At 55.5% G+C, this 25211-nt stretch carries 25 protein-coding genes and 1 pseudogene; 11 read left to right on the top strand and 15 right to left on the bottom strand.

The features are described from left to right. Window positions 1–10: 10 nt before the first annotated feature. Genes flgG through V8J85_RS10020 form a run of 4 tightly spaced genes read left to right on the top strand, consistent with a single transcriptional unit; the run spans window position 11 to window position 2450 of the window. Complete coding sequence (flgG, locus tag V8J85_RS10035) at window positions 11–796, top strand: flagellar basal-body rod protein FlgG (protein ID WP_339953596.1); 786 nt, start codon at window positions 11–13, stop codon at window positions 794–796. Beyond that, entirely contained in the window at window positions 793–1206 is a 414-nt protein-coding gene (gene flgA, locus V8J85_RS10030) for a flagellar basal body P-ring formation chaperone FlgA (RefSeq protein WP_339953595.1), read from the top strand. Before flgG ends, flgA begins: the two co-directional genes overlap by 4 nt. A 9-nt stretch (window positions 1207–1215) precedes the next feature. After that, window positions 1216–1938 (top strand): flagellar basal body L-ring protein FlgH, encoded by a 723-nt coding sequence (flgH, locus tag V8J85_RS10025; RefSeq protein ID WP_445285895.1) that lies wholly within the window; start codon window positions 1216–1218, stop codon window positions 1936–1938. 17 nt (window positions 1939–1955) lie between these two features. Further along, window positions 1956–2450, top strand: coding sequence for a flagellar basal body-associated FliL family protein (locus tag V8J85_RS10020; RefSeq protein ID WP_339953593.1), 495 nt, complete (start codon window positions 1956–1958; stop codon window positions 2448–2450). Here V8J85_RS10020 and V8J85_RS10015 read toward each other — a convergent pair. The 9 genes from V8J85_RS10015 to V8J85_RS09975 form a co-directional block, all read right to left on the bottom strand. After that, window positions 2438–2818 carry a hypothetical protein gene (locus V8J85_RS10015; RefSeq protein ID WP_339953592.1) on the bottom strand — a complete coding sequence of 127 codons (381 nt, stop codon included), beginning with the start codon at window positions 2816–2818 and terminating at the stop codon, window positions 2438–2440. The two genes, V8J85_RS10020 and V8J85_RS10015, sit on opposite strands and share 13 nt — an antisense overlap. After that, window positions 2815–3897 (bottom strand): EscU/YscU/HrcU family type III secretion system export apparatus switch protein, encoded by a 1083-nt coding sequence (locus V8J85_RS10010; RefSeq protein WP_339953591.1) that lies wholly within the window; start codon window positions 3895–3897, stop codon window positions 2815–2817. Before V8J85_RS10010 ends, V8J85_RS10015 begins: the two co-directional genes overlap by 4 nt. Beyond that, window positions 3894–4676 carry a flagellar biosynthetic protein FliR gene (locus tag V8J85_RS10005; RefSeq protein WP_339953590.1) on the bottom strand — a complete coding sequence of 261 codons (783 nt, stop codon included), beginning with the start codon at window positions 4674–4676 and terminating at the stop codon, window positions 3894–3896. Before V8J85_RS10005 ends, V8J85_RS10010 begins: the two co-directional genes overlap by 4 nt. After that, window positions 4673–6760: a flagellar biosynthesis protein FlhA gene (flhA, locus tag V8J85_RS10000; RefSeq protein ID WP_339953589.1), complete on the bottom strand. Its 2088-nt coding sequence runs from the start codon at window positions 6758–6760 to the stop codon at window positions 4673–4675. Before flhA ends, V8J85_RS10005 begins: the two co-directional genes overlap by 4 nt. A 229-nt stretch (window positions 6761–6989) precedes the next feature. Next, on the bottom strand, window positions 6990–8708 hold the full coding sequence (locus V8J85_RS09995) for a hypothetical protein (RefSeq protein WP_339953588.1): 1719 nt from the start codon (window positions 8706–8708) through the stop codon (window positions 6990–6992). 326 nt (window positions 8709–9034) lie between these two features. After that, window positions 9035–9904 (bottom strand): flagellar motor stator protein MotA, encoded by an 870-nt coding sequence (gene motA, locus V8J85_RS09990; protein ID WP_339953587.1) that lies wholly within the window; start codon window positions 9902–9904, stop codon window positions 9035–9037. A gap of 94 nt (window positions 9905–9998) precedes the next feature. Further along, window positions 9999–10565, bottom strand: a complete 567-nt coding sequence (locus tag V8J85_RS09985; RefSeq protein ID WP_339953586.1) for a MotE family protein — start codon at window positions 10563–10565, stop codon at window positions 9999–10001. Further along, on the bottom strand, window positions 10565–10921 hold the full coding sequence (locus V8J85_RS09980; RefSeq protein WP_339953585.1) for a hypothetical protein: 357 nt from the start codon (window positions 10919–10921) through the stop codon (window positions 10565–10567). The genes V8J85_RS09985 and V8J85_RS09980 overlap by 1 nt, the downstream gene beginning before the upstream one ends. 9 nt (window positions 10922–10930) lie before the next feature. Continuing rightward, complete coding sequence (locus tag V8J85_RS09975; protein WP_339953584.1) at window positions 10931–11413, bottom strand: flagellar basal body-associated FliL family protein; 483 nt, start codon at window positions 11411–11413, stop codon at window positions 10931–10933. 118 nt (window positions 11414–11531) lie between these two features. Here V8J85_RS09975 and fliF point away from each other — a divergent pair, with 118 nt between their 5' ends. Genes fliF through fliP form a run of 4 tightly spaced genes read left to right on the top strand, consistent with a single transcriptional unit; the run spans window position 11532 to window position 14652 of the window. After that, the gene (gene fliF, locus V8J85_RS09970) at window positions 11532–13088 is read left to right on the top strand and encodes a flagellar basal-body MS-ring/collar protein FliF (RefSeq protein ID WP_339953583.1); all 1557 of its coding nucleotides are present in this window, start codon (window positions 11532–11534) and stop codon (window positions 13086–13088) included. A gap of 3 nt (window positions 13089–13091) precedes the next feature. After that, window positions 13092–13643, top strand: coding sequence for a hypothetical protein (locus V8J85_RS09965; RefSeq protein ID WP_339953582.1), 552 nt, complete (start codon window positions 13092–13094; stop codon window positions 13641–13643). After that, window positions 13636–13926: a FliM/FliN family flagellar motor switch protein gene (locus V8J85_RS09960; protein WP_339953581.1), complete on the top strand. Its 291-nt coding sequence runs from the start codon at window positions 13636–13638 to the stop codon at window positions 13924–13926. The genes V8J85_RS09965 and V8J85_RS09960 overlap by 8 nt, the downstream gene beginning before the upstream one ends. After that, entirely contained in the window at window positions 13927–14652 is a 726-nt protein-coding gene (fliP, locus tag V8J85_RS09955) for a flagellar type III secretion system pore protein FliP (protein WP_339953580.1), read from the top strand. Here the strand turns inward: fliP and V8J85_RS09950 are convergent, their stop codons facing one another. The 3 genes from V8J85_RS09950 to V8J85_RS09940 all read right to left on the bottom strand — a co-directional run bounded on the left by V8J85_RS09950 (window position 14653) and on the right by V8J85_RS09940 (window position 20086). Further along, entirely contained in the window at window positions 14653–17961 is a 3309-nt protein-coding gene (locus V8J85_RS09950) for an error-prone DNA polymerase (protein WP_339953579.1), read from the bottom strand. Window positions 17962–18042: 81 nt separating this feature from the next. Beyond that, window positions 18043–19509 (bottom strand): Y-family DNA polymerase, encoded by a 1467-nt coding sequence (locus V8J85_RS09945; RefSeq protein ID WP_339953841.1) that lies wholly within the window; start codon window positions 19507–19509, stop codon window positions 18043–18045. Next, window positions 19478–20086 carry an ImuA family protein gene (locus V8J85_RS09940; protein ID WP_339953578.1) on the bottom strand — a complete coding sequence of 203 codons (609 nt, stop codon included), beginning with the start codon at window positions 20084–20086 and terminating at the stop codon, window positions 19478–19480. The genes V8J85_RS09945 and V8J85_RS09940 overlap by 32 nt, the downstream gene beginning before the upstream one ends. A gap of 802 nt (window positions 20087–20888) precedes the next feature. Between V8J85_RS09940 and V8J85_RS09935 the strand changes: the two genes are divergently transcribed. The 3 genes and pseudogenes from V8J85_RS09935 to V8J85_RS09925 all read left to right on the top strand — a co-directional run bounded on the left by V8J85_RS09935 (window position 20889) and on the right by V8J85_RS09925 (window position 22898). After that, window positions 20889–21215: a hypothetical protein gene (locus V8J85_RS09935; RefSeq protein WP_339953577.1), complete on the top strand. Its 327-nt coding sequence runs from the start codon at window positions 20889–20891 to the stop codon at window positions 21213–21215. A 90-nt stretch (window positions 21216–21305) separates the two neighbouring features. After that, window positions 21306–21428: pseudogene (locus V8J85_RS09930) on the top strand (integrase core domain-containing protein); the annotation flags it as partial. A 267-nt stretch (window positions 21429–21695) separates the two neighbouring features. Next, window positions 21696–22898, top strand: a complete 1203-nt coding sequence (locus V8J85_RS09925; protein WP_339953576.1) for a sugar transferase — start codon at window positions 21696–21698, stop codon at window positions 22896–22898. On the opposite strand, the gene V8J85_RS09920 is transcribed toward V8J85_RS09925, so the two are convergent. From V8J85_RS09920 to V8J85_RS09910, 3 genes are read right to left on the bottom strand one after another with little or no spacing between them, the layout of a single operon-like run. Continuing rightward, window positions 22895–24004, bottom strand: a complete 1110-nt coding sequence (locus tag V8J85_RS09920) for a hypothetical protein (RefSeq protein WP_339953575.1) — start codon at window positions 24002–24004, stop codon at window positions 22895–22897. The two genes, V8J85_RS09925 and V8J85_RS09920, sit on opposite strands and share 4 nt — an antisense overlap. Then, complete coding sequence (locus V8J85_RS09915) at window positions 24001–24663, bottom strand: hypothetical protein (protein ID WP_339953574.1); 663 nt, start codon at window positions 24661–24663, stop codon at window positions 24001–24003. Before V8J85_RS09915 ends, V8J85_RS09920 begins: the two co-directional genes overlap by 4 nt. Next, complete coding sequence (locus tag V8J85_RS09910; protein WP_339953573.1) at window positions 24660–24977, bottom strand: hypothetical protein; 318 nt, start codon at window positions 24975–24977, stop codon at window positions 24660–24662. Before V8J85_RS09910 ends, V8J85_RS09915 begins: the two co-directional genes overlap by 4 nt. Window positions 24978–25211: the final 234 nt, after the last annotated feature.

The raw sequence follows: 25211 nt of genomic DNA, 5'->3' as shown, positions 1-25211 counted from the left end.
GAGCAGACTTATGCGCGCACTTAAAATTGCCGCTGCCGGTATGTCGGCGCAACAGATGCGGGTCGAGGTCATCTCAAACAACCTCGCAAACATGAATACGACTGGTTACAACGCCCGCCGGGCAGAGTTTGCCGACTTGCATTATCAGCAGCTTGCCAGGCCGGGTACGATCAACGCCTCGGATGGTACTGTTTTACCGACGGGTGTGCAGTTGGGTCTTGGTGTGCGGGCCAATGCTGTTTCCGTGATGCTAAGTCAGGGGGCGCTGGCTGCAACCGGCGGCGATCTGGATGTCGCGATCGAAGGAGACGGCTATCTCGAGGTGACGCTGCCGTCGGGCGTTTCGGCCTATACGCGGGATGGTGCATTGAAGCTGACCGGTGACGGGCAAATCGTAACCTCGGATGGTTTTCCGGTGGTGCCCGATATCACCGTCCCACGCGACACCCGCTCGATTTCCATCAATGCCGAGGGGGAGCTTTACGGTTACTTCAACGATCAGGTTCAGCCACAACTCTTGGGCCAGTTTACACTGGCGGGCTTTACCAACCCCAAGGGGCTGGAGGCGATCGGATCGAACCTTTTTCTTGAAACACCCGCATCCGGGCCATCGGTCGTAACGACACCGGGCGAGGAGGGCCTTGGCGTGCTCAGACAGGGCTATCTCGAGGACAGCTCGGTCGATGCCGTCCGCGAAGTAACGGACTTGATCGAGGCGCAACGTGGCTACGAGCTGAACTCAAAGGTTATCACTGCCGCGGATCAGATGCTGACAGCAATGGTGCAACTGCGATGAGGTGGCTAATTCTCGCTTTGTGCTTTGGCACCTCGACGGCGGCTGACACGGTCATTGCCGCGCGCACGATCCCCGCTCAGACGACGATTATGGCCGAAGACGTTGTCTTGCGGGATCAGACCGTGCCTGGAGCGGTCGCCGATCCAGCCGAAATCATTGGTATGGAGGCGCGTGTCGCCCTTTATGCCGGACGACCGATACGAATGGGCGATGTTGGCTTCCCCGCTGTGGTCGAACGAAATCAAGTGATCGCGCTACATTATCAGCGCGGGAGCCTTGTTATCTCTACCGAAGGCCGCGCCTTGGGTCGCGCGGGCCCGGGTGACGTGATCCGGGTTATGAATATCGGTTCGCGGAGCACCGTGGCCGCGCGCATCGGTGCGGATGGCGCAGGCTATGTGGGGCAATAGAAAGCCATGATGAGATTCATTTTGCCAACGCTGCTGATTTGTTCCGGCTGCGCGACTGCACCGGTTGGAAAACCACCTCCTTTCAGCCCGGCCGATCGGGCGATCGAACGCAACGCCATGCTGAATCCCGGCCTGCCGGACGCCATCGAGACAACGGCGTTGACACCTTCATCGGGCGCTTCGCTTTGGACCGGTGCACGGGGTTCGCTGTTGGGAGACCGGCGTGCTGTGCGCCGGGGTGATATCCTTACGGTCGTGATCGAGATCGACGATAGTGCCGAAATATCCAATTCCACCGATCGTTCGCGCTCGGCCTCACAACAGGCGGCCATCCCGCAGCTGTTGGGCATCCCTCAGCGTATCGACCGACGCTTGCCCGAAGGCGCGAGCTCGGGTTCATTGGTCGACCTGAATACGCAGAGCAGCGCATCAGGTGACGGAAGTGTCCGACGAAACGAAAAGCTGACGCTGCGGATCGCCGCAACGATTACGGATGTTCTGCCAAATGGCGTCTTGTCAATCGTCGGTCAGCAAGAAGTGCGTGTGAATTTCGAACTACGCGAATTGATCGTCACCGGTTACGTGCGGCCAGAGGATATCACCCGCCGGAACGAGGTCACGTATGACAAGATTGCGTCGGCCCGAATTTCCTATGGTGGACGGGGTCAGATTTCGGATGTGCAGCAGCCACGCTATGGGCAGCAGATCCTTGAAAATACACTACCATTCTGAATGAGGCACGATCGGGAATGATGAAACTGCTTATACCCGTCATTTTTGCCGCGGTTGGTGTCGGCGGCGGCGTTGGGGCCGGATTGATGCTGAAATCGGAAGAAGATGCAAATGCAGAGTCCGACGAACACCACTGCGATGTCCCTGATGAGGTGACCGACGGCCAATACGCGCCACCTGTCGGCGATGACCGCGAATACGCCAAACTGAATAATCAGTTCGTCGTCCCGGTCGTCGAAGATGAGAAAGTGGCGGCGCTGGTGGTGATGTCGCTCAATCTCGAAGTCGTCACCGGCGGCACAACAACCGTCTTTTCGGCCGAGCCACGGCTAAGGCATGAATTTCTTCAAGGCATGTTCAATCACGCCAATATCGGCGGTTTCTCTGGAAACTTCACCAGCCCGACCAACATGCGCACGTTACGTGACGATCTTTTGCGGCGCGCGCAGAATGTGTTGGGGGAAACCGTGACGGATGTCTTGATTATCGACATTGTCCGTCAGGATTCATAGTCCGGTTTTCTGGCTGCGGAATCGGACTTTGCTGCTATCGCGGCGGCAATCTGCCTTTTGCCAAAACTTTTGGAAAGGCGAATTCGGCAGGTTTCTTGCCGCGCCAAAACACGCGCCAATTCTGCATTGATCTTCGCCTTGCGTTGATCGATCCAACAATGCCAACGCAGATCAGCGCCAGCGATTGTCGCCGGCTCATCGATCGGTCGCATAGCCGTCGCGCGGCGGCTGACCTCGTCCGTCAGATCGCGCATCCGCTGACGTAGCTGGGCCTCTTCACCGTTCAACTTTGCCATGTCCGCCTGCGCGGCTTGAAAGCTCACCTCCATTAGCTTGGCGAGCGCAAGCGTCTTTCGCCGGTCGTTCATGACCGGCGCGCTTTCTGGCGAATGCTCTCGGCAAATCTGATCGCCGCGGCGACGGGTCGATAATACTCGGGCGCGATTTGTTGTCCGATTTCGGTACCGGCATGCAGCGCGCGGGCCGTTGGCGGATCGGAATGCAGCGGAACGGCATGCTCATGTGCCTGCTCACGAATTCGCGCGGCGATTTCGTCAACGCCCTTGGCAACGCATATCGGAGCTTGCCCCGTCGTCCGATCCCATTTCAGGGCAACCGCAAAGTGGGTTGGGTTAACAATGACGACGTCTGCGCCTGGCACATCCGAAAGCATCTTGTTCATTGCGATATCTTGCGCGCGCTGCCTGCGCTGTTGTTTCATCTTGGGATCGCCTTCGGATTCTTTCATCTCATCCATCATTTCTTTTCGGCTCATCATGTTTTTTCGTTGGTGTTCGGCCTGTTGCCAGATCAGGTCGACCCCGCCGATGACGATTGCCACAAGCACGACGATGATGAATAAGGACACGACCATTTTGCCCATCTCCGCAAGGATCAATGCGGGCGGCAGACCGAGACTTCCGATGATCCGGTCGCTTTGGGCAAATAGAAAAGCCCCGAGGATGACGCAGTAGACGGTCAGCTTGACGGTGCTTTTGACGAACTCAAACAACCCTTGCCGCCCGAATTTGTTTTTGAAACCGGAAATTGGTGAAATCCGGTCCAGCTTGGGGGCGATCTTGCTGGGGGCAAAGACAAAGGCCCGTTGTCCGGCCACGACCAGGATCGCGCATGCGGCCGGAACCACGAACAATGCGAAGGTTCCCTTGAATGTTTCTGCGATGAGTTGCCCGATGAAGGATTGCCCAGTGTGCGAAAACGCAGCGACGGACAGGTCATCTGCTTGTTCCAACAAAATCATCATCGCTGTCGCCACCGCAGTCAAAGAGGTCGCGCCGAATGCCAACAAGACGATTGTAAAACCCAGATAGGCACCGGCAGTGATCAGATCGACTGACTTCGCGATTTCACCACGTTTGCGGGCATCGTCCAGCTTTTTCTGACTTGGCGCAAATGGCTTGTCGCCATCTTCAGGCCCTGCACTCATGGCGATGTCTCGAATGGGGCCATCATGAAAGTCGAAAAGGCATGCATCCAAAGCGCCAGCATGGCCGGTGCCGTGAGAAGCAACAACAGAAGACCGCCCGCGGTGATCGCAGGTGCCCCGACGAATGACACCATGAGTTGGGGCATCGCTCGGTTTATCACGCCAAGGACGACATTGTAGATCAGCGACGCGATCAGAAACGGCGCTGCTAGCGTAAAGCCCAACGCAAATGTCCGCGCGACTTCACGTGTCCCTAAATCGGCAAGATCCGCACCTGTAAGCGCCACACCAAATGGAACTAACTGATAGCTGTTGATCATATATGCAGCAGCCTGCACATGCAGACCGGACAGAGCGGCAAGCGCTGTGCCTGCGACGACCAATACATGCGCAATGGCTGGTTGCGGGTCGACTCCCGCGCTTCCCCCGAAAATTTGCGAAAGCGATGTGGATTGGGCCGCGATCGATCCGGCGACCTGAAGTGCAAGGATAAAAAATCGCAGCATCAGACCGAAGAAAAGGCCAGCCAGCATCTCGGCACCCAGTGCCTTTGCCAACGCAAGACTGTGCCCCGGCGGCGTGCCAACATCCTCGGCGACGGCAGGGCCGACCACGGTCGTGAACATAATCGCCAAGACCAAACGTATGCGGGCAGGGATAGGTTGGTCGCCGAATGCCGGTAAGATCGCCATCATCGCACTGATCCGGATAAAGACGGCAAACCCTGTCCAAATCATTGCCTGTCCGGTCGGCACAAGTGTGGTCAGATCGGCGATCATGCCGGTACAAGACCAACCAGCGCGGGGCGGGCGTCAATGCCTATTTCTTCAAAGGACAAGACCGGGTTCATGATACCCTTGGCTGCCAGTACCGTGCGCAGAAAGCGTCGTCGGCGCATGGTCGTTACAACCGCTGCGTAGGTCCCGGCGTCGGCAGCCTGAGTCAGCTTATCCGCAATGCCATCGGCAAGTTGGTTGAAATTCTCGGGCGGCAGAGCAACATCGCCCTGGCCGCGCTCCCCACGAATTTCATACATCGTAAAGGTGTCTTCCCATTCCGGCGCAAGCTGTACCAAAGGGATCGTGCCATCATGCCGCCTGATCCCGGCGACCAGTTGAAAGCCAAGGCGCTGACGAACATGTTCTGCGATGCCATCGGCGGTCTGCGACAGTTGTCGCCCTTCGGCGATGGCCTCAAGGATAAGCGGCAGGTTCCGGACCGAAACACGCTCTTCAAGCAAAAGGCGTAGAACGGCCAAAAGAACGTCCATCGGAACTTTGTCGGGGATCAGTTCGTCCAACAGTTTCTTGTTCGCCTCTGAGCGTGTCGCATCGCTCAGATTGACCATTTCATCAAGACGCCTTCGAAGCGCCTTGTGGGTCAAAAGCCGTGGAAAGTTGCGTTTCACGATCTCAAGAAGATGCGTCGCCAAAACCTCTGTGGGTTGTACGGTCGTCATACCGGCCAAGGCTGCGGCCTCTTGCGCGCCGGGCGCAATCCATTTTGCCGGCGCGCCATAAACCGGCTCTTTCACCGGGTCACCATCCAGGTCGGTGGCGTCCGCGTCATTGATCAGTGCCAATACATGATTTGCCCGCAATGTATCGCGCACCTGCTCGACCCCTTGCACGTGGATCACATAGCTCCCGGCCGCAAGCGACGCATTGTCAGTCAAACGGATTTCCGGCAACAGAACGCCGAACGATGTCGCGATGTGATTGCGCATATTCGCGATCCGCGCATCCAGACCCGTCCCGGGGTCCAGCACCATATCGACGAGGTCGGGCGCAAATTCCACATGGATATCGTCCAGATCAAGAATGTCGCCCATCGACTCCCGCTTGGCTTTATCTTCGATCGGCGGTGCAGTGAGCTTTTCACTCTTGGCGGCTTTATCCGCGGCAAGACGCACGGCAAATGCGCACAAACCAAGTGTGGCGGCACCGATCAGAAACGGGAGGAAAGGTAGTCCGGGCACAAGCGCAAACAGACCCATCAACAGTGCGACGGTGCCAAGAGCGGCGGGATGGCGGCCAAGTTGTGATGCGATCGCAAGATCTGTAGCACCCTTCGATCCACCGCGCGCGAGCAATAAAGCTGACGCAATCGAAATCACGACCGCGGGTATTTGCGAAACCAAACCATCACCAACCGTCAATATCGCATATGTTTCAAATGCACGCCCGATCGGCATACCGTGAACCGCAATACCGATGATCAATCCCATGATCAGATTCAATGCTGTGATCAATAATCCGGCGATCGCATCTCCTTTGACGAATTTCGATGCGCCATCAAGCGATCCAAAGAACGTCGTCTCGGCCTGTTCCGTCTCTCGTCTTTCTTTGGCCTCTTGGTGATCAATGGCACCGGCTGACATATCGCTATCGATCGCAAGCTGTTTGCCCGGCATGGCGTCAAGCGCAAAACGCGCGCCGACTTCTGCCATACGTGTCGCGCCTTTGTTGATGACTACAAAATTTACGATCAGAAGAACGCAGAAGACCACGAGCCCCAACAAGACGTTGCCGCCCATAACGAACATGGCAAAACCTTCGATCACTCCGCCCGCGGCGCCTGTCCCGGTATGCCCCTCGCCGATGATCAATTTTGTCGATGAAACGTTGAGCGATAACCGCAACATCAGTGATGCCAAAAGCACTGTCGGGAATGCCGAAAAATCCAACGGGCGGTCGATGAACAGCGTCACCGTAAAAATCAGGATCGCCAGCGCGAAAGAGGCCGCCAGCCCGATATCCAAAACCCAGGCTGGCATGGGCAGTATCATCATCACGATCACCGCCATCAGCGCCAGCGCGAGTATGATGGTGGGTTGAAAGATTTGCCGTATCGAAAAAGTCATCTGCCGCACCTCCAACAAGATGTGTTTGGGGCGCGGTCAGACTGGGCCGATCGCTTAGGGATTTTACCTCCGTTGACCAAATCTGCTTCCGCCGGGCACGACTTGTCGCCATGGCGCAGTAGCAGCCCCTGAAGCGCATCATTTTTGGCTCGCTCTTCTGCGCAAGTCATGACTCGAACCCTTCTGGTCGTCTTCATCTGGAATCTAAGTTCGAAGGATTGACAATTTGTTATGATCCGCTTTCCCCGGGGTTTGACGGTCGCGAAAATCGAAGAAGCATTTGATTGATCAGCTGGCGCGTTTCACTTGAGGCCTCTATCGCCTCGCGGCCGGTTGCCAACGGTTTTGTGTCATCAAATGCTGGCCCGGATTCGCCGAGCGCCAGATGGGAAATCTCCCCGAAAAGTGCATCATCGCTTTGCGTTAGGCCTTGCCAATCCCTGTCCCGCCACTGCTGAAGATCTGTAATTTCTGTATCGAGGGCAACGGGTTGTGGCGCATTCGGGGATATGGATGGCTTTTCCGCCGCAAGCGATCTTGCCCGACCGTCGAAACCCAAGGCGCGCAATCGATCGGCGATATCTGCCCTCGCGTGTATCGGCAGGCTATCCACATCGACATCGAAAGCAAAATGTAAGAAGGGCGCGTCATCCATCGCGTCCGTTGCTGTCTGGGCATAGGTTTCCCATAAAGCGTCGCGTCGTTCGCGACCGGCTAATTCGGCAATCTCGTCAAAGATCGCGCGGGCACCATCAAAGTCGTTTTGAGAAAGATACGCCCGGAATTGGGCGACTGCGACATCGACTGCGCGGGCTTCCTCTGCCAATTCAAAGCGTATGGCATCGCCTAAAAGAAAGTCGTCGGGTGTGAGATTTATTCTATTTTCGACGGCACTTTCGAAGTGCGCGATCATCGTTTCGGGACCAACGCGGTCACCGCCGCGTATGAACTCCGAAAAATCGATGTTTTCTGGGCTTTCCACTGCATCCTGCAGATTGGCCCTCGACAGTCTCAGCTCAGGCGTCAGCTCTGTTTTGTTTTCTTGCCGGTCCAGAATCTGTGCGGCGGCGTCGTGATCGCCGATCGCAATGAATCGATCGGCAAGACGCGGGGCCAGCACCTTCTTAAGGTGTTCGGGCAGAGCGGCAAAGCCTCTCAGAATTGCGTTTGGATTCACTGTCGTATCTGGTTGTTCAGTGGCCAGCATCGCCCACAGCGCGACCTTGGCGTCGCAACTGGCTTGTTCCGAAAACAGCCCGGGCTGTCCGGGAAGATCGTCGATAATCGTCGCGACAGCGGCAAGATACTGCGTTTCTCGCGAGTCCATCGACCGCATCTCCAAGGCTTGAAGTGCTTCTCGACCAAAGCCAAAGTGAACGTATAGACGCGCCAAGGTTAGGATGGCCTCCGCGTTCATGCGTTCACGCTCCAACGCGATCTCGTCCCGTGCTTCGGCGATCTGTTCCGCAAAGGATCTGTCATCGCCCCACTGTTCGACGTCAACAAGATGATTTGGAATGCAGCCCGCACCACTTTGCGTCGTGGCGCTATCAGGACCAGGAGCGGCCGATCTTTCGTCGACTCCGGTCGTCAAACGAAGCCCGGGCGCGGGTTCAGATACCGCGGTTATCGGTGGAAACTCTTCAGGTCTAGGTTCTTGGTTCAAAGAGCCGTGGAACAGGCCCATATCGATGCTTTCGGTTACCGCGGCCTCGAGATCGGACAGTACGGATGCCATCGCCTTACTCTCTGGCGCTGATACCGGGCCCGGGCCGGATTTATCCTCCGGTTTTTCTACCGCTGAAAAGCCGACTCGATCGGTGTTGATCAATGGAAACAGGCGATTGCTTGCGATCGAGTAACCGTCGATATCCAGTTTGGAGTCTGCTTCGATAGGCGCTTCGAACAGAGAGTCGTCCTGGGGTGAACCATCCGCGATGTCGACCACCAGGATGCCCGGGCGATCCAGAAATGCCTGTGCGTTACAATCGCAACCCATCCTCAATCGCAGCACATCGCCACCGGGTACAGTGGCAACCGCCGTGATCCGATCGCGGGGTATCAGTCGGAAAAAATCTGTCAGATCAAAGCTCCTTGCCCCCTCGATCTGCACGGCATAGTCATCCCCAAAGCGACCTACATCCCAATCCGCATTGACTGGAAATCGCAGAACCACGCGAGTGAAATCCGCATGTTCCCCGGTCGATACGCGGATCGTCTCGGCGTTTCCGACGTGTGCAACGCCGATCAGAAAAATCGTGAACCAGACGAATTTCATGCAGCGTCCTGTTTGGCGGCCTTTAGCGCTTCTTCCATTTCGCCAAAGCTTGGGCGGTGGTGGCCGGGCATGTTCTGGCGCCCGACCTCGATACAGATATTAGGCGCATGGGCATGCAGATTTGCGATCAGTACCTCTCGGATCAACTGATGGAAATGCGCATCTTCCTCTATGACAGCCTTCACCTTTGCCGAAAACGGACCGACAAGGCCATAGGCTAGAAATACCCCAAGGAATGTTCCGACAAGGGCACCGCCAATCAATTTACCCAGTATTTCCGGTGGTTGATCGATCGAGGCCATTGTTTTGATGACACCCAAAACAGCGGCAACGATGCCGAGCGCGGGCAAACCATCGGCAACCGTCTGCAAGGCGTGCGTCGAATGCATCTTGTGGTGTAAACTGGCCTCGATCCGCTTTTCCAACACCTCTTCAACCTGGTGTGGATCGTCATAATTCATCGACGCCGATCTGAGTGTGTCACAGATCAAAGCGACCGCCTCTTCATCATCGAGGATTTTGGGGTACTTCGTGAAAATCGCCGAATTGGCCGGATCTTCGATGTGACCTTCTAAGGCGACCGGATTCGCCCTTGCCACGCGGATAAGTTCGAAAAGCATGCATAGCAGGTCGCGATAGTCCGGGCCCTTCCACTTAGGACCTTTGAAAACTTTCCCAAGATCCTTGAGCGTGTGCTTGATCGCGCTGGTATCGTTGCTGATCACAAAGGCACCGATAGCCGCACCCCCGATCATGATCATCTCGAAAGGTAACGACTTGAGGATGATACCCATCTTGCCGCCGGCGAGCAGGTAGCCCCCGAACACCATCACAAAGATAATGACAATGCCAATCAGCCCGACCATTGGACGCAATTCCCCTTATCGTTCGTGCCTGCCTGTAGCGTTCAGTGATAGCGGCAAGGGATTAACGTTCTCTCACCAATGGTCGTGATTTCCTCTATTCGGTCGGAGTGTTCGCGTTGCGTCCGGCAAGAACTACGCTGAATGAAAACGCTTTTTCGGGTGGTAATTGCGTCATGATTGCCGCAGCAGCGTCGGGCCGCATCAGACCTAGAAATCCGGCCGCGAATTCCGGAGGCATTTCCGCGAACAGCGCGGCGGCCTCCCGTGGTTTCATGTTTTCATAGACGCGGGTGAGGCGATCCAAGTCGGTCGCCGCGGCCCGCTCTGCCTGGCTGATTGTTGCAGACAAGGTTTGTTCGGCTGCGACCAATTCAGCCAACTTCCCGGCGATCTCGTTCTCGGCTAGTTCAAGCGCCTGCATGCGATCCTGCAGCTGCATCTCGCGCTCGGCGACCCGGGCTTCGCGCTCTTGCAAGGCAGCAAGCAGCGCACCGGTTGCGCGCCGGTCATCGTCGCGGGTATCTGCGGTCCGTTCCTGTATATCGACTGGTGCCGCAAAGGCGGGCGCGACCTCTGCGGACACACGTATGATCGCGGAGGCAAGCAAGAGTCCACAGATGGCGTACAGCGTACTGCCTGACCGATGATGCAATCTGGCCATTACTGTCGCGCCTCGCCGCCCGTTCCACGGCGCCTGAAAAATGCGGTTTCTTCATTGGGTTTTTCGGCAGGGCCCGGCAAATCGTGCAGGGACGCTACCAACAGTTCGAGCCGCTTGCCCGCAGCCTCCGCTCGGGCGCTGACGTCGTCGAGACGATCGACCGAGCCTTTTGCCGTATTCTGAGCCGCGTTCAGCGTTCGGGACAGATCGTCCACCTGCGCCGATAGCACTGCCACTGCACCGCCCACGCCTTTCTCAAGGTCGGAAAAGCGCCGCAACCGCCTTGACAGCACCAGACAATAAAACCCCGCGCCAACCGCACCTGCAACCAACAGTATATCTGCAATAATCGTCATATCGAATCCTCAACTTAAAACGAATTCCATGATGAGCAGATCGCGAATCCGCCCTTCCCCAGCAACGACTTGGACGCGCCGCAACATCTGGCTGCGCATTCGTATCAGCGTTGATGGATCCTCGAGTTCGGCGAGTTCGACCGCGCGTAGATAGCCATTCAGCACGTCGATGATCCTTGGCTTGATCGCTTCCACCTCGGCGCTGTATTGCGGTGCTACCTCCAGTTGCGCGGCAAATCGCAGGTGATCGCGCCCATTGGCGGATGGTAACGAAATGACCAGCGGGTCAATTACGACGAACGCAAAATCGGTCTTGGGTGGGTCGGCCTTTTCTGAGGCTTCGGCTTCTTTATCGCCATGGTCCAGCATTCCCGATTGAACGGCATAGAAACCGCCGACACCTCCGACGACGGCCAGAATAACGCCGAAAAGAAGCGGCCCCTTCCCACCCTTTTTGGGCTGCGTTTCCGCAACATCAGCTTCTGCAGACATATAGATTCCTTCGTAGAATTTTTACCGAACATAAACCGGTAAGCCCTAACCGATTGTTAATCCTCATTCGCCAAAACAAGGATATCGGGCAGAATGCCAACGCGATGGAGAATCCAGATTGCAAAATGTCAGCAACTATTGGTCGCGCCTAGACGGACGTCGTCGGGTCTTTGCGGGGCTTGCCGCATTGGTTGTTTTTGTCGCTGTTTTACTGCTCGCTCGGGGGGCTGGCACACGCGATATGTCCCTTCTTTTCGGCGGGCTAGAGGCTCGGGCGGCAGGCGATGTCATCACGGCGTTGGATCAACGCGGCATCGTATATGAGGTGCGTGGCACCGGCATCTATGTCCCGACTGGCCAACGGGATACGCTGCGCATGTCCCTCGCTGGTGAGGGGCTGCCCATGACTGGAAGCCAAGGGTACGAATTGCTCGACTCGCTTTCCGGATTCAGCACGACTTCTCAGATGTTCGATGCCGCCTATTGGCGCGCAAAAGAGGGGGAGCTGGCGCGTACGATCCTGGCAAGCCCACACATAAGGGCGGCAAGGGTGCACATATCGACGCCGGCCAACCGCCCCTTCCAACGCGATCAGTCGCCAACCGCAGCGGTCACGGTGACGACGTCCGGTGGCACGCTTTCGTCCCCACACATCAAGGCGCTGCAGTACTTGGTTGGTGCGACCGTGCCGGGGCTGTCTCCTGACGCAGTCACGGTAATTGATGACAGCGGGGGGTTGCTCTCTGATCCCGACGGCCAGAACCTTGTCGCCGGCGCTGATGAGCGCGCTGAAAACTTGCGGCAAAGGGCCGAACGGCTGTTGGCCGCGCGTGTTGGGGTCGGAAATGCCGTGGTTGAGGTATCCATCGATACGATCACGGAAACCGAACAAATCACAGAGCGCCGGGTTGACCCGGACAGCCGGGTCGCCATCAGCACGGACGTGACTGAAAGCGCCGGAACCTCATCGGATAGTCGTGGCGGCGATGTGACCGTGGCCTCCAACCTGCCCGATGGCGATGCGGGGGGCGCTGGCGGAGCCGCATCGAATGAAAATACCGAAAGCCGTGCGCTGACAAATTACGAGGTGTCTGAAACTGAACGCCAAGTGCTGCGCGGCCCCGGTGCCGTGCGCCGGTTGACCGTCGCTGTATTGGTCAACGACGTCACGACGGTCGCCGCGGATGGTACGACAACGACTCAACCCCGCAGTGCCGAGGAACTGGCATCGCTCGAAGCGCTCGTTGCTTCTGCTATCGGGGTTGATGAAAGCCGGGGGGACGTCATCACATTGCGATCAATGTCATTCCAGCCGATTGCAGAGCTTGGCGCGGAAGGTTCAGGGGCCTCTACGGCCCTACCGCTTGATCTGATGCAACTGATACAGGTTGGTGTACTGGCCTTCGTCGCCTTGGTTTTGGGACTTTTCGTGGTGCGACCAATTCTCAGCCAGCCAAAAGCGTTGCCCCCGGTGGATGACACAATGGCGCTTCCAGAACCCGCCCCGGAAATTCCCGAGATGAAAGTCGTAACCGACTATACCGCCGATGACACGACGAACGTGCCTGAGGATCCGGTCAAACGTCTGCGCAATCTGATCTCCGACCGCGAGACCGAGACGATTCAGGTTTTGCAGGGATGGATCGAGGAACCAGCGCAGAAACAAGAGGCCTAAACAATGAGTGGTTTGGCGCTCGAATCCTTTGAGGCGGCCCTCAATGATGATGGGCATGGTCCTGATTTCAACCAAGGCTATGCCGAAGGATTCGCGGCGGGCGAAGCGGCCGCGAAAGCCGATGGCGCGATTCTGGATGACAGGCTTGTGCAGAATGTGGCGGATCTGTCATTCACCTACCTCGCAGCGCGCATGCAAATCTTCAAATCGCTCGAGCCGTTGTTCGACGCGATTGCGGAACGCTTGTTGCCGCATTGCGTTCAGACCGGCTTTCCAAAGCAGATCGCACATATGCTGTTGCAGAACGCCGATGCAGCACTGCCACCCGCTACACTCCATTTGCACCCCGACACTGTGTCCGCCGTCGTGGCGGCAGTAAAGGACGTGCCTTTGGACATCAAGATCGCGACAGACCCACACCTTACCCCGCATGCGGCCTGGATCGGTCAAGCGGGACAAGAGGTGCGGATAGACATGGATCGGGCTCTCGCTGACATCAAAGAAATTTTGGCCGCCATCAGTACGGCAGAAGAAGAAAGTGAACATTATGGATGACCTGAACAACACGCAGACAGCTGCAGATGATCACCCGCTTCAACGTATCCCGATTGAGATATCGGTCACGGTCGGCAAGGCCCGCCCGCTTGTTCGCGACCTGCTCAGCTTGGGTGAGAACGCAGTTCTACCTTTGGACAAGAAAATCGAAGATCCTGTGGAGCTCTACGTCGGTGATCGCCTGATCGCGCGGGGCGAATTGCAGGAACTCGAAGGTGGAGAGCCCGGTCAGCTCGCGGTACGCCTGACCGAAGTCGCAGTGCATAAGGGCGATTTGATCTGAATGCTGCGGCTTGGATTGATCGCGCTGGCGCTGACCCTGGTCGCGGGACCGGTTAACGCACAGGATCTGCCGATTGACCTCGGTGACGATGGTTCACTGACTGCGCGTGCGATACAGCTACTTATCCTGATCACGGTCCTGAGCCTTGTGCCGGGGATCGCGATCATGGTGACCTGTTTTCCGTTCATCGTGACCGTCTTCGCGATTTTGCGGCAGGCCATCGGGCTGCAACAATCACCTCCGAACATGCTGATCGTCAGTTTGGCGCTGTTTCTGACCTATTTCGTGATGGAACCCGTCTTCATTGATGCGTGGAGTACTGGAATCGAACCGCTTCTTGCCGGTAACATCGAAGTGGAAGAGGCTTTCGGGCTGACAATGGCGCCGCTACGCGCCTTTATGTCGCTGCGGATCGATCCTGATACATTCATGATTTTGGCGGACCTGCGGCCGGATGTGCCCCCGGGAACGCTTGTTGATGAAGCACCGTTGTCGATCATTGTGCCGTCCTTTCTGCTAAGTGAGATGGAGCGCGCTTTTCAGGTCGGTTTCTTGATATTCCTGCCATTCTTGATCATCGATCTCGTCGTCGCTGCAGTGTTGATGTCGATGGGTATGATGATGGTGCCGCCGGCGATCGTGTCATTGCCTTTCAAGCTCGCTTTCTTTGTCGTCGCCGATGGGTGGAGCCTGATCGCATCGAGCCTCGTGCGCAGTTACGGCTGATCAGTGAAAGTCACGTGATTTCGGAATGATCCGCACATTCCGTGGATGACGCTGTTTATAGGGTGGCACGGGCTTGTTCACCTCGTCCGCACGGGCCAAAGGCACCTGCATCCGATCGTTCGACAGACTGAACAACGCATCACTACGGTCTTTCAACTGATGGGCGACGATATGGATCACGGCGCTGCCCTTATCTTTCTGTAAGACGCCCTGCACATCCATCAACCGCGCGCCCATGATCACCTTGCGAAACGCCACCATGACCTTGGGCCAAACCACGATGTTGGCGACGCCCGTCTCATCCTCAAGCGTGATGAAGCAGACCCCTTTCGCGCTACCGGGGCGCTGCCGGATCAGCACGATCCCGGCCAGCGAAATCCGCTCACCATTGCGCATCTGCGTCAAATCCGCTGCGCGGCGATAACCTTGGCGGGTCATGCTTTTGCGCAGAAATGACAACGGGTGGGCCTTCAGCGACAGGCGCAAAGTTTGGTAATCGGCCACCACATGTTCGCAGGTCGGCATCTGGGGGAGAGGAAAGGCGACCTCTGATCCTTCATCCCGGGTTTCGGCAAACAGCGGCAAGTCCGGCGCATCCCGCAGGGCCCGCGCATCCCAAAGCGCCTGTCTGCGGTCCAGCCCCATCGACCGGAACGCATCCGCCGCGGCCAGCTTGTGCATCGTGCCTGCATCAATCCGTGCATGCTCTTTCAACTCTTGCAGATCTGCATAGGGTACATTGCGCAGGCGTATCATGCGGTCTGCTTTTTCTTCGGACACGCCATCAATCTGCCGCAACCCCAGCCGGACAGCAAAGCGACCATCGCCAATAGGTTCCAGCGTATTATCCCAATCGCTGTAATTCACATCCGCTGGACGAACAGTGACCTTATGCTCGCGTGCATCGCGGACAATCTGAGCGGGAGCATAAAATCCCATCGGCTGAGAATTCAGTAACGCGGCACAAAACACATCCGGATAATGGCACTTGATCCAACTCGATATATAAACCAGATGCGCAAAGCTGGCTGCATGGCTTTCGGGAAAACCGTAATCACCGAACCCCTTGATCTGGTTGAAACACCGATGCGCAAATTCCGGTTCATAGCCACGCGCAATCATGCGATTGACCATCTTGTCCTCAAGTTCGCCGATCGTACCCTTGGACCGAAACGTGGCCATCGCCTTGCGCAACTGGTTGGCTTCATCGGGGGAAAATTCGGCGGCAACCATGGCCAGTTTCATCGCCTGCTCCTGAAAGATCGGTACGCCCTTGGTACGGGACAGAACAGCGCGTAACTCATTCGGATCATGCGGCGCAGCGGGCGACGGATAATCTTCATCCTCCAACTCATTCCGCCGTCGCAGATAAGGATGCACCATGTCGCCTTGGATTGGTCCAGGACGGACGATGGCGACCTGAATGACAAGGTCATAAAACTCGCGCGGACGCAGCCGCGGCAGCATATTCATCTGCGCCCGGCTTTCAACCTGGAACACGCCCAAGCTGTCGCCTTTGCACAGCATGTCATATGTGGCTTTGTCGCCCCCCTTGATGCTCGCGAGCGTCAGCTTTTCCCCATAATGCGCTTCGATCAGATCGAACGCCTTGCGGATGCAGGTCAGCATCCCCAGCGCCAGCACATCGACCTTCAGAATGCGCAATTCGTCGATATCGTCCTTATCCCACTCGATAAACGTCCGGTCGGGCATGGCGCCGTTACCCACTGGCACCGTCTCGATCAACTTCTTCTCGGTCAGGATAAAGCCACCCACATGTTGGCCAAGATGGCGGGGCATCCCGATCATCTGATCAGCCAGCTTGATCGTGCGGGCCATCAAGGGGTCTTTCAGGTTAATCCCCGCTTCCTCGGCCTCTTTCATCCCGATCGTACGGCCCCAAGACCCCCAGATCGTCTTGGCGAGGGCCGAAGTCACATCTTCGGACAATCCCATCACCTTCCCCACCTCGCGCACGGCCATGCGTGGGCGGTAATGGATCACTGTGGCGCAAAGCGCCGCGCGATCGCGACCATATTCCTGATAGATATGCTGGATAACCTCTTCCCGCCGCTCATGTTCAAAATCGACGTCGATATCAGGGGGTTCTTTGCGTTCCTCGCTGATGAAGCGCTCGAAAAGCAGATCATTCTTATCGGGGTCCACGGCGGTAATCCCCAATACATAACACACGGCAGAGTTCGCCGCCGACCCACGCCCCTGGCACAGGATCGGCGGTTTGCACTCATACCGCGCGTAATTCACAACGCGCTGGATCGTCAGAAAATACTGCGCGATCTCCAGCTTTCCGATCAGCGTCAGTTCCTTTTGCAGCGTCGCCTTCAAGGATTCCGGCACGCCTCTCGGATACCGCCTTGCGGCCCCTTTCCATGTCAGCTCTTCCAAATATTCCTGCGGCGTCCGCCCCTCTGGCACCGTCTCTTTCGGGTATTCATATGCGAGTTCCGTCAACGCAAATTCACACGCATCCGCTACATCCCGCGTCGCCCGGATCGCATGCGGCCATTCCGCGAAAAGGCGGACCATCTGCGCAGGTGATTTCAGATGCCGCTCTGCATTCGCATCCAGCAGAAACCCCGCCTTATGGATCGTCGTCTTGTGCAAAATGCAGGTCATCACATCCTGCAACGGCCGCCGGTCGGGGGCGTGATAATGCACGTCATTCGTCGCCAGGATCGACAGCCCATGCGCCTTGGCCAACCGATCAAGCCGATTGATCCGCGCCCGATCATCCCCGCGATAAAGGTAACTCGCCGCGATATGTCTCAGCGTCGGTAGAGCGGCTTTCAAACGACGAAAGCCCGCCGCGAATTGATTCAGCTGTTCCCCCGGCAAAGCAATCAACTGCACTCCTTCACTATGCTGGGCCAAATCATCCAGCGTGATATGGCAGGCGCCTTTCTCCTGCCATTCACCCTCCACATTCTCCATTTTCCCCTTAGAGAGCAGCATACAAAGCCGCCCATAAGCCGCCCGATCACACGGATAAGCCAAAAACGCCTCACCCGAGACCAACTCCAATCGACACCCGATAACCGGGTCTACCTTCGCCTTGAGCGCCTCGGCATGCAGCCGCACGACACCGGCCATGGTGTTCAGATCCGCACAACCCAGCTTGTCATAGTCCAGCCTGTTGGCCGTCGTGGCCAGATCAACGGCATCCGACGCGCCACGCAAAAACGAAAAACAGGTCGTCACCCCCAGTTCGACAAAAGGTGCCCTTGGGTTCCTTTGAAATCCACCCTCCTCAATCGTTCGCCGCGGCCGCTGATTGTCCATCTCAGGCATTAGGCAAAGCCCTTATCATCTTGCCAAAAATACTCCCGCCGGAGGCATCCCAACCCCTCCACACAAACGACTGCTTAATCATCACGCAAAACACCCATGCACAAACCAGCGCGGATCACCCCCGCGCCCATCCTCATGCAGGCCTTCCCGATACAGCCACATCCGCCGCCCCGACTGATCCTCGACCTTGAAGTAATCGCGCAGCCGTGTACTCGGGCGGTCATGCCACCATTCCGGGGCAATCCGCTCGGGTCCCGTGAACCGGGCGACACGATGGGTTCGCCGTCGCCAGATAAACTGCGCGGGTGGCCCTTCCGGCACTGCATAAAGCACATTCACCTCTTCAGGATGGGCAAACAGCCGCAACGGACGCTCACGCGCCGTCGACACGCCAGGCTCTGCACCACCCGCCAATGACGCGACCTTTCCTTCGGCGCGCTCTGGCACATGGCTTTCGTGCAAAACAGGCCGTGTCACCGCACGCGCCCCGAACTTCGCGCTCAACCGATCCACCAGCCGTGTCAGATGCAGTACATCATCCGTGCCGCCATCCAGCCGGTTCTGACGCACCTGCATCTCTTCCACGCCACCCGCCTCCAGCGTGATCAGGTCAAAACCAAAGCCCGGGTTGATCCGCTCTACCTTGTCGCGAAACAACCCATGTAAATGTGCCGGATCACGGGTCATGGCCGCGGTCGCGACATCCACATGGCTCACATCGCCGTCGGTGCGATAAACGGTCAGATGCAAACGGCGGCATCCCTGACCTGCCTGCTGCAGCTTGTCACACAATTCCTCACACAGTTGGGGCAGATAGGGGGTCGGATCAAAAATCGGCTCCGCCAACCGGCTCTGCACCCTAAACCGGGGCTTGGCATCCACACTTGCCACAGGCTCTGCCAGCTTCCCCAAAGCCTGATCCAAGCGCATCAGCGGGTTCGCCTCTAGCGCCGCTTTCACAAAGCGACGGGTCAGGGACAGGCGTGGCACATCCATCACTGCGCCGATAGTCTTCAGCCCCAACCGACGCAACAACAGCACCGTCTCCGGCTCTAACCGCAGCGCGGTCACCGGCAAAGCGCCCAGCTTGAACCCCACCTCATCCAGGCCGCAAATCGACCGCACAGGCCCAAACCGGGCAAGCGCCCAAGCCGCCCCCCATGTCGGCGCGACGGCCAGTTGCGCGCTTAGCCCCAACATGGACAGCTGCGTCTCCATTTCCACCAGCATTGCCGCTTCACCACCCAGCAGATGGTCCGACCCGGTCGTATCCAAAATCAACCCATCCGCCCCATTACGCACAGACCACGGACACCAGCGGCGCGCCCACAGCGCCAGCTTGTCCAGCGCTGCGATATCCCCTGCAGGATCAGCATATTCCACCTGCAATTCCGGGCAGATCGCACGCATATCCACGATGCGCGATCCCACATTGATCCCGTTCAGACGGGCCGCACGGTTCACCGCATGAATGACCGGGCCATGATGTCCCTCGCGCGTCAGCGCAATCGGTGCATCATCCGGCGGCGCGTTGCCCTGCCTTTCCATCACGCGCTGCCACCGCTCCATCGCGAACTGGGGCAGCCAGATTGAGGTGATCCGCCGCCCTGTCATAGGTTGCCACCCACGTACCGGGCGGGCGATTGCGGGATCGAAACAACTCCACCTGCCAACGTGGGTTGCCAGGGGCCTGTGGGTCGTACGGATGCGGGGCCGAGGGCAGTGAAACGACCCGCCACCTGTCGCGCGCCGCACTCAAATCGGGCGACGCAGCGCGACGGACCAGCCAACAGGGCACCTCTGCCGCCTCCGCGCGCATTGCAAGGCGCTTGGTCGCGGTAAAATCCAAGGCCTGCGGATCGCCCCAAACTTCGCCAATTACAGTGGTCAGGCTCTGACAGCGCAGGCCTTCCTCCATCGCCCACAACACATCGATGGCGCGGCTGGCATCGACCTGGATGATCGGGCGCTTCGTGCCGATCCCCGGCAGATAAGGCGCGCCCGTCTCTTTGCGCGACAGATGATCCTGCACCCACAGAACGGGCGCAGCCTTGGGCGGAAGATTGGCCAACACAAACCCAACAGCCCCGGCATCGGTCGCCACGTCGGGAAAGATTTCCGACATAAGCGGGCGCACCCCCTGAGCCTTGGGCCGGTGCAAACGCTTTGTGGATGGAGAAAGCAACATAGATCACACAACCGAATCCCTAGAGATGTTCATGTTATGTTCTAAAATATATTAGGTAACTTTATCAACATAACAATCATCACACGGCCTAAGCAAAGACCAAATATAGTACTCTGTGTACTGGTCACCAACAAACAACTGCCGTATTGATCCACAAGTGCTAACCGAGGCATTAGAATGCGCTTTTGGAAAGAAGACCCCGCCGAGCTGCGCGATGTATTAGCTCGGCGTGAGTGGCACACCGATATAATAACTGAAACACTCGCTGACCGTGGGCATCAAGTTGTTCGGTGGCGCTCATCATTTAGCCATCGGACAAAAAATATCTAACCACTGTTGCAACCAAGTAGAAATGTCACTGGGTTTACGAAGCAGAAATGTCCCCAGAAGAACCGAGGGCAGTAAAGCCTGATAGGGTGGAGACTTCAAGTATCGCAGCCCTGGCTGGCTTTGCGGTTCTACGGTTCAGACTGATTTTGCGACGGCAGGCTGTTGGTCACCGATAGAGAAGCCTTTCTAGCAAAGGGTTCCAATTCCACTGAGGTTCATGATCCTCCGTTGCATACAAATAGACCGCTGACCAACGTTTTTTCTCTGTGTGTCCATTCCACTTTTCATGGTCCTTGCCCAGTCGAACTCGATATGAAACTTCGCCATCAGTGGCAGCATCTCGCGGTTTGGCTTCGAAATCGATGGCGGTGACTCCAGACGGCACTTTCTACTATTCGCGATATCCCAAATGCTGACCTTTAGGAGCCTGCACCGCCATTTCCCCGACCGCGATCTCGAAAGTTTCCGCAAACGGGCGCATGGCCTTGTGGACCTTATGCGACGGGTCTTTCCCGATACGCCGCCAGATATCCTGAACATCGGCGGCGGATTCTTCTCCAACATGCCCCAAAGCCTGTGGCGAAGCCGGGCTGAGCCACCCGCGACATTCGCTGAGTATGGCAAGGCCGTTGGATCGATCCTGTCGAAGGCGCTGGAAGGGCAAACGAGATGGCCCACATTATTCCTCGAGTCCGGTACGGCCATCGTCGCTGATTGCCAGACTTTCTATACGTAGGTGATTTCAACCAAGGAAATCCGTGGCCAACATATCGCAACCGTGGCCGGGTTGATCTGCAACACCTCACCAAACGCAAAGTCCAAAGTTTTGCCATTGATAGGAGAATGGATCAAAGACTACAACGAAAGCCACCCGCACAGCAGCTTGAAATGGAAATCGCCTCGCGAGTTCATCAGGGCCAAAAACCGAAACGGCGTAGGTCTCGGATGAAACGAGGGCTGGGTTATGGTGGGAAATAGCTCCAGCGGTTCAAGTTGCGTCAACGCATCATCAAAGTAGTATCGAGAGGATTTCCGCGAGCCTCATCGCCAAGCAGAATAAGAGGCTTGTCAAACTGCGATCGTGCGCCCACGGTGCGTGTAAGAATGACAAGGCACTCTCATATCATACGCTGTATCGAAATACGTTGTGTATCATAATGCGATGTAGCAAAAGGTGAGTTGAAAGTTCAAAGCTCTGTGGAATACGGATTAGTTGATGAAAGTCATTCTGACAGGCGCATCTGGAACGATTGGTAAACAACTAGTCCCAAGACTTAGCGCTATGGGAATAGAACTGCTGTTGGTTGGGCGATGTGCTGAGCGATTGAAATCGCTTTTTCCGGCTGAACAATGTGTCGCCTATGACGACTTAACTAAGTATGACAAAGACTTTGACTGGCTGATCCATATGGCGGTCCAGAACAATGACGCGACCTTATCTGATCACACATTTGAAGAGACAAACGTAACTTTCTATAAATCCATATTGGATATCGCGCGAGCTAACGACGTCGGTGGAGTAGTCAATTTCAGCAGTTTTCATGCGCTTCCCGATGGACCAGACACACCTTACGCGGCAAGTAAGCGCAAAGCTTTGCAGCTAAGTAACTCCTTCCCCGGTTTGCGTGTCATCGATCTCTTACTGCCCCCGGTATACGGCTCGGTTTTTTCGGGGCGACTTTCGGTTCTTCATAAATTGCCGCGACCTATGCGTAGTATGGGATTTGCGGTAATTTCTTCTTTAACACCGGTGGTAAGCATCAATCGTATTTGTAATTTCATCATATCGGACCTAAAGTACGCAGATGTGGAATCGCCGGTCCTTCTTGCTGATCCGAAATCTGAAAACAAGGTCTATACACATATGAAACGCGGGCTTGACCTTGTATTTGCAAGCGCGGTTCTTCTTCTATTTTGGTGGTTGTTGCTGGCTGTTTGGCTCGTTATCAAAGGAACGTCAAAAGGTCCTGGTATCTTCGCGCAAACCCGTATTGGAAAAAATCAGAAACCGTTTACATGCTATAAATTTCGCACGATGACGGTCGGTACAGACCAAGTCGGCACACACGAGGTAAGTTCAGCATCAATTACAAATATCGGTAGGCTGCTACGGAAGACAAAAGTTGATGAACTTCCGCAGGTTTGGAACATTTTCTCTGGAGATATCAGCCTTGTTGGACCCCGGCCATGCTTGCCAACCCAGCAAGAGCTGATCAAATCGCGCCAAAATCGTGATGTTTTCAGTGTTCTGCCAGGCATTACAGGGCTGTCGCAAGTTAGAAACATTGATATGAGCGTACCAGAACAACTGTCGGTCTCCGACGCTGAATATATTGCCCGTCAGTCCATACTGCTTGACCTTAAAATTGTCGTCCGAACATTTCTGGGGCAAGGACAGGGCGACAAGGTTCGCGTTTAGTGTCCGTCAAGAAATTTGGGTGAACGAGAGTGTGCCGATCTCAACAACAAACCACAAGCCAAGCCCACAACACCATAATTATCGGATAAATCGCCTGAGAGCATTGACCCGATAGTCAATACAAGGAAAGTCATAGCAATGATGTCACCTTGAAGCGCTAACGCAATGGACCTTGTAATCGCCACTGCAATGATCAAAACTAGTGCCAATCCAGGTAATCCATAAAACCCATAAAGCTCAACAAAAAGGTTATGTGGGTATTCAAATCCATAAGTCCAAATATTACTGAAATCAGAGTGGGCGTAGCCTATTAGGGAAAACGGGCTGCGGGCTATGTCAATCCATCCCAAGAACCGATCGCTCACCATAACTGTCGTACTTTTGTAAATAAGTCGAGTCAGTGTTGTCGGAGCATTTACTCCTACGGTAAAGGTGCCAGACATAATTCCACTTGTCATAATCCAGTAGAGAGAAGCACCTATAACCATAAAACTCAAAAGCTTCGAAATTCGTAGCGACACAATAAATAAAATTGCCGCGATCACAAGAAGTGCACCCGTTGAGCCCGTCAATAATGAGGCAGTGATGCTGAATGCGGCAAAGCCAACGAATAATATTCGGCTGCCGACCTGTTTCTCAAAATACTGCATTGCTGACAAAAAAAGTAATAAACCAAAGATGCGATAAAGCATGTTTGGGCCGAAAACTGATATAAGCCGCCCATCTTGTACTTCACCTACAGCTATTAGTAGTACGCAAATCAGCGAGAGGGCTATCATGTTGCCCAAGGGCCAATCCAAGTCACGTCCAAACGTCAAAAGCAACATGAGAAATAGTGCTTTTATTGGCCAAAGTGCGTATGATTCAAAGTATGGAATACCGACTGCTGGAGCACGAACTATAGTTAGCGTTAATATAAGAATCACAATAAACATGGGTAATACAGAATTTGCTTGTATAACCCACCTATCACGCAACTGAAGTATGACCGCTAGCGGCAGAAGCAGAAGTACTACATCAACACCCATAATCTGCCCATTGCCAATAAAGGCGATAAAGACAAGGACCAGGCTGCGAAAATCGAAGTCCAGTAAGCCTTTTTTCATAATGCGATCCAAAGACCCATACTCACTATAAAAAAAGATGCGAAGCGCGCCGCCATGACGCCTGCGACAAAGCCGTGTATTTGATGGGCTTCACGATCCACCAGCCTTGCAAAGTGGTGCTCAATGTAAAAAACGTTTATCACCGTAAAAAACGTATTGAATAGGAAACTTGTGTTCACAAGCGTTAAACGCAGCTCGGGGTATGTCGCACCTGCGATCCATGGCAGAGTTAGCCCCAGGATATTTAATGAGGTTGCGCAGAAGGTCGCGATTACAATGGCCTTTGGCCAGTGAGATACATCGAGGACGCTTAGCGCACTGCCTTGAGCTTTAAGCTGCTTTTGCAACCAAATCATTAGTCCAACTGTAGGAACGGCAATGCATCCGACCGTTACGGCCAACCCAACAGCCAAAGTGTGTGCTGATAGGCCATTATCGACGTTAAAAGCCATTAGTAGGAAATACAAAACAGCACCCACTCTGTTTGCTACCATCACCTTCATTGCGAGGTTGTACCCACCCGCAACACGCTTGTTTACGGCGCCGTTATACTTTGCAAGGATTTGCAGATGATCAGCTAACATGGCGAGGGCAAATCCCAAAAGCGCAACAACAAAAGAAAACGATAAAAAAGTAGGAGATGTAAGAAAAGTCATCATGATGAATGTTCTGCCGGTAATGCTAGGCTTTGGTGTGTTAGACGAAGGTCAGGCCGCATTTTTACTCGAAAACAGGCGTTTTCTACTCGCATTTTCGTCAGTTGGATGACCCAATGTGGATTGGCGAAGTTTAGCGAGACATAGACATCGGCAACAGCCGATTGGTCTATCATTTCACCAAAAAACCGCCGACAATTCTCAGGCGCCGGTATGCCTCCACGTTCAAAATCCAAGTTTTTAGCATTATCGGATTCACCCGCTAAAGCTGAAAAAAGCCGCCTTCCCTTACCACCTAGCAAGAACGTCACCGGCATGTCGACTCGTCTCTCCCTTAACTGATGTAGGATGGACTGCTTGCAGACGCCCTATATCTGATGACGCCGCTCTACAACGTAAATCAAAAGACGCTGGCATGGAACATATTTGAGAGGCTCTGTGTGGAAAACAGCTTTGCACGCCTGGCTGGTCTTGACTGCAGCACGATCTACAGAAAGAAACAGTCAAGACTCTAGAATGGGGTAATGTAGCCCTGCGTATGATACCAAGAT

It is taken from the genome of Yoonia sp. 2307UL14-13 (assembly GCF_037572755.1).
In the GTDB taxonomy this organism is placed as follows: Bacteria; Pseudomonadota; Alphaproteobacteria; order Rhodobacterales; family Rhodobacteraceae; genus Yoonia.
Note: the sequence above shows the minus strand (reverse complement) of the source record. Positions and strands in the feature narration are given on the sequence as shown.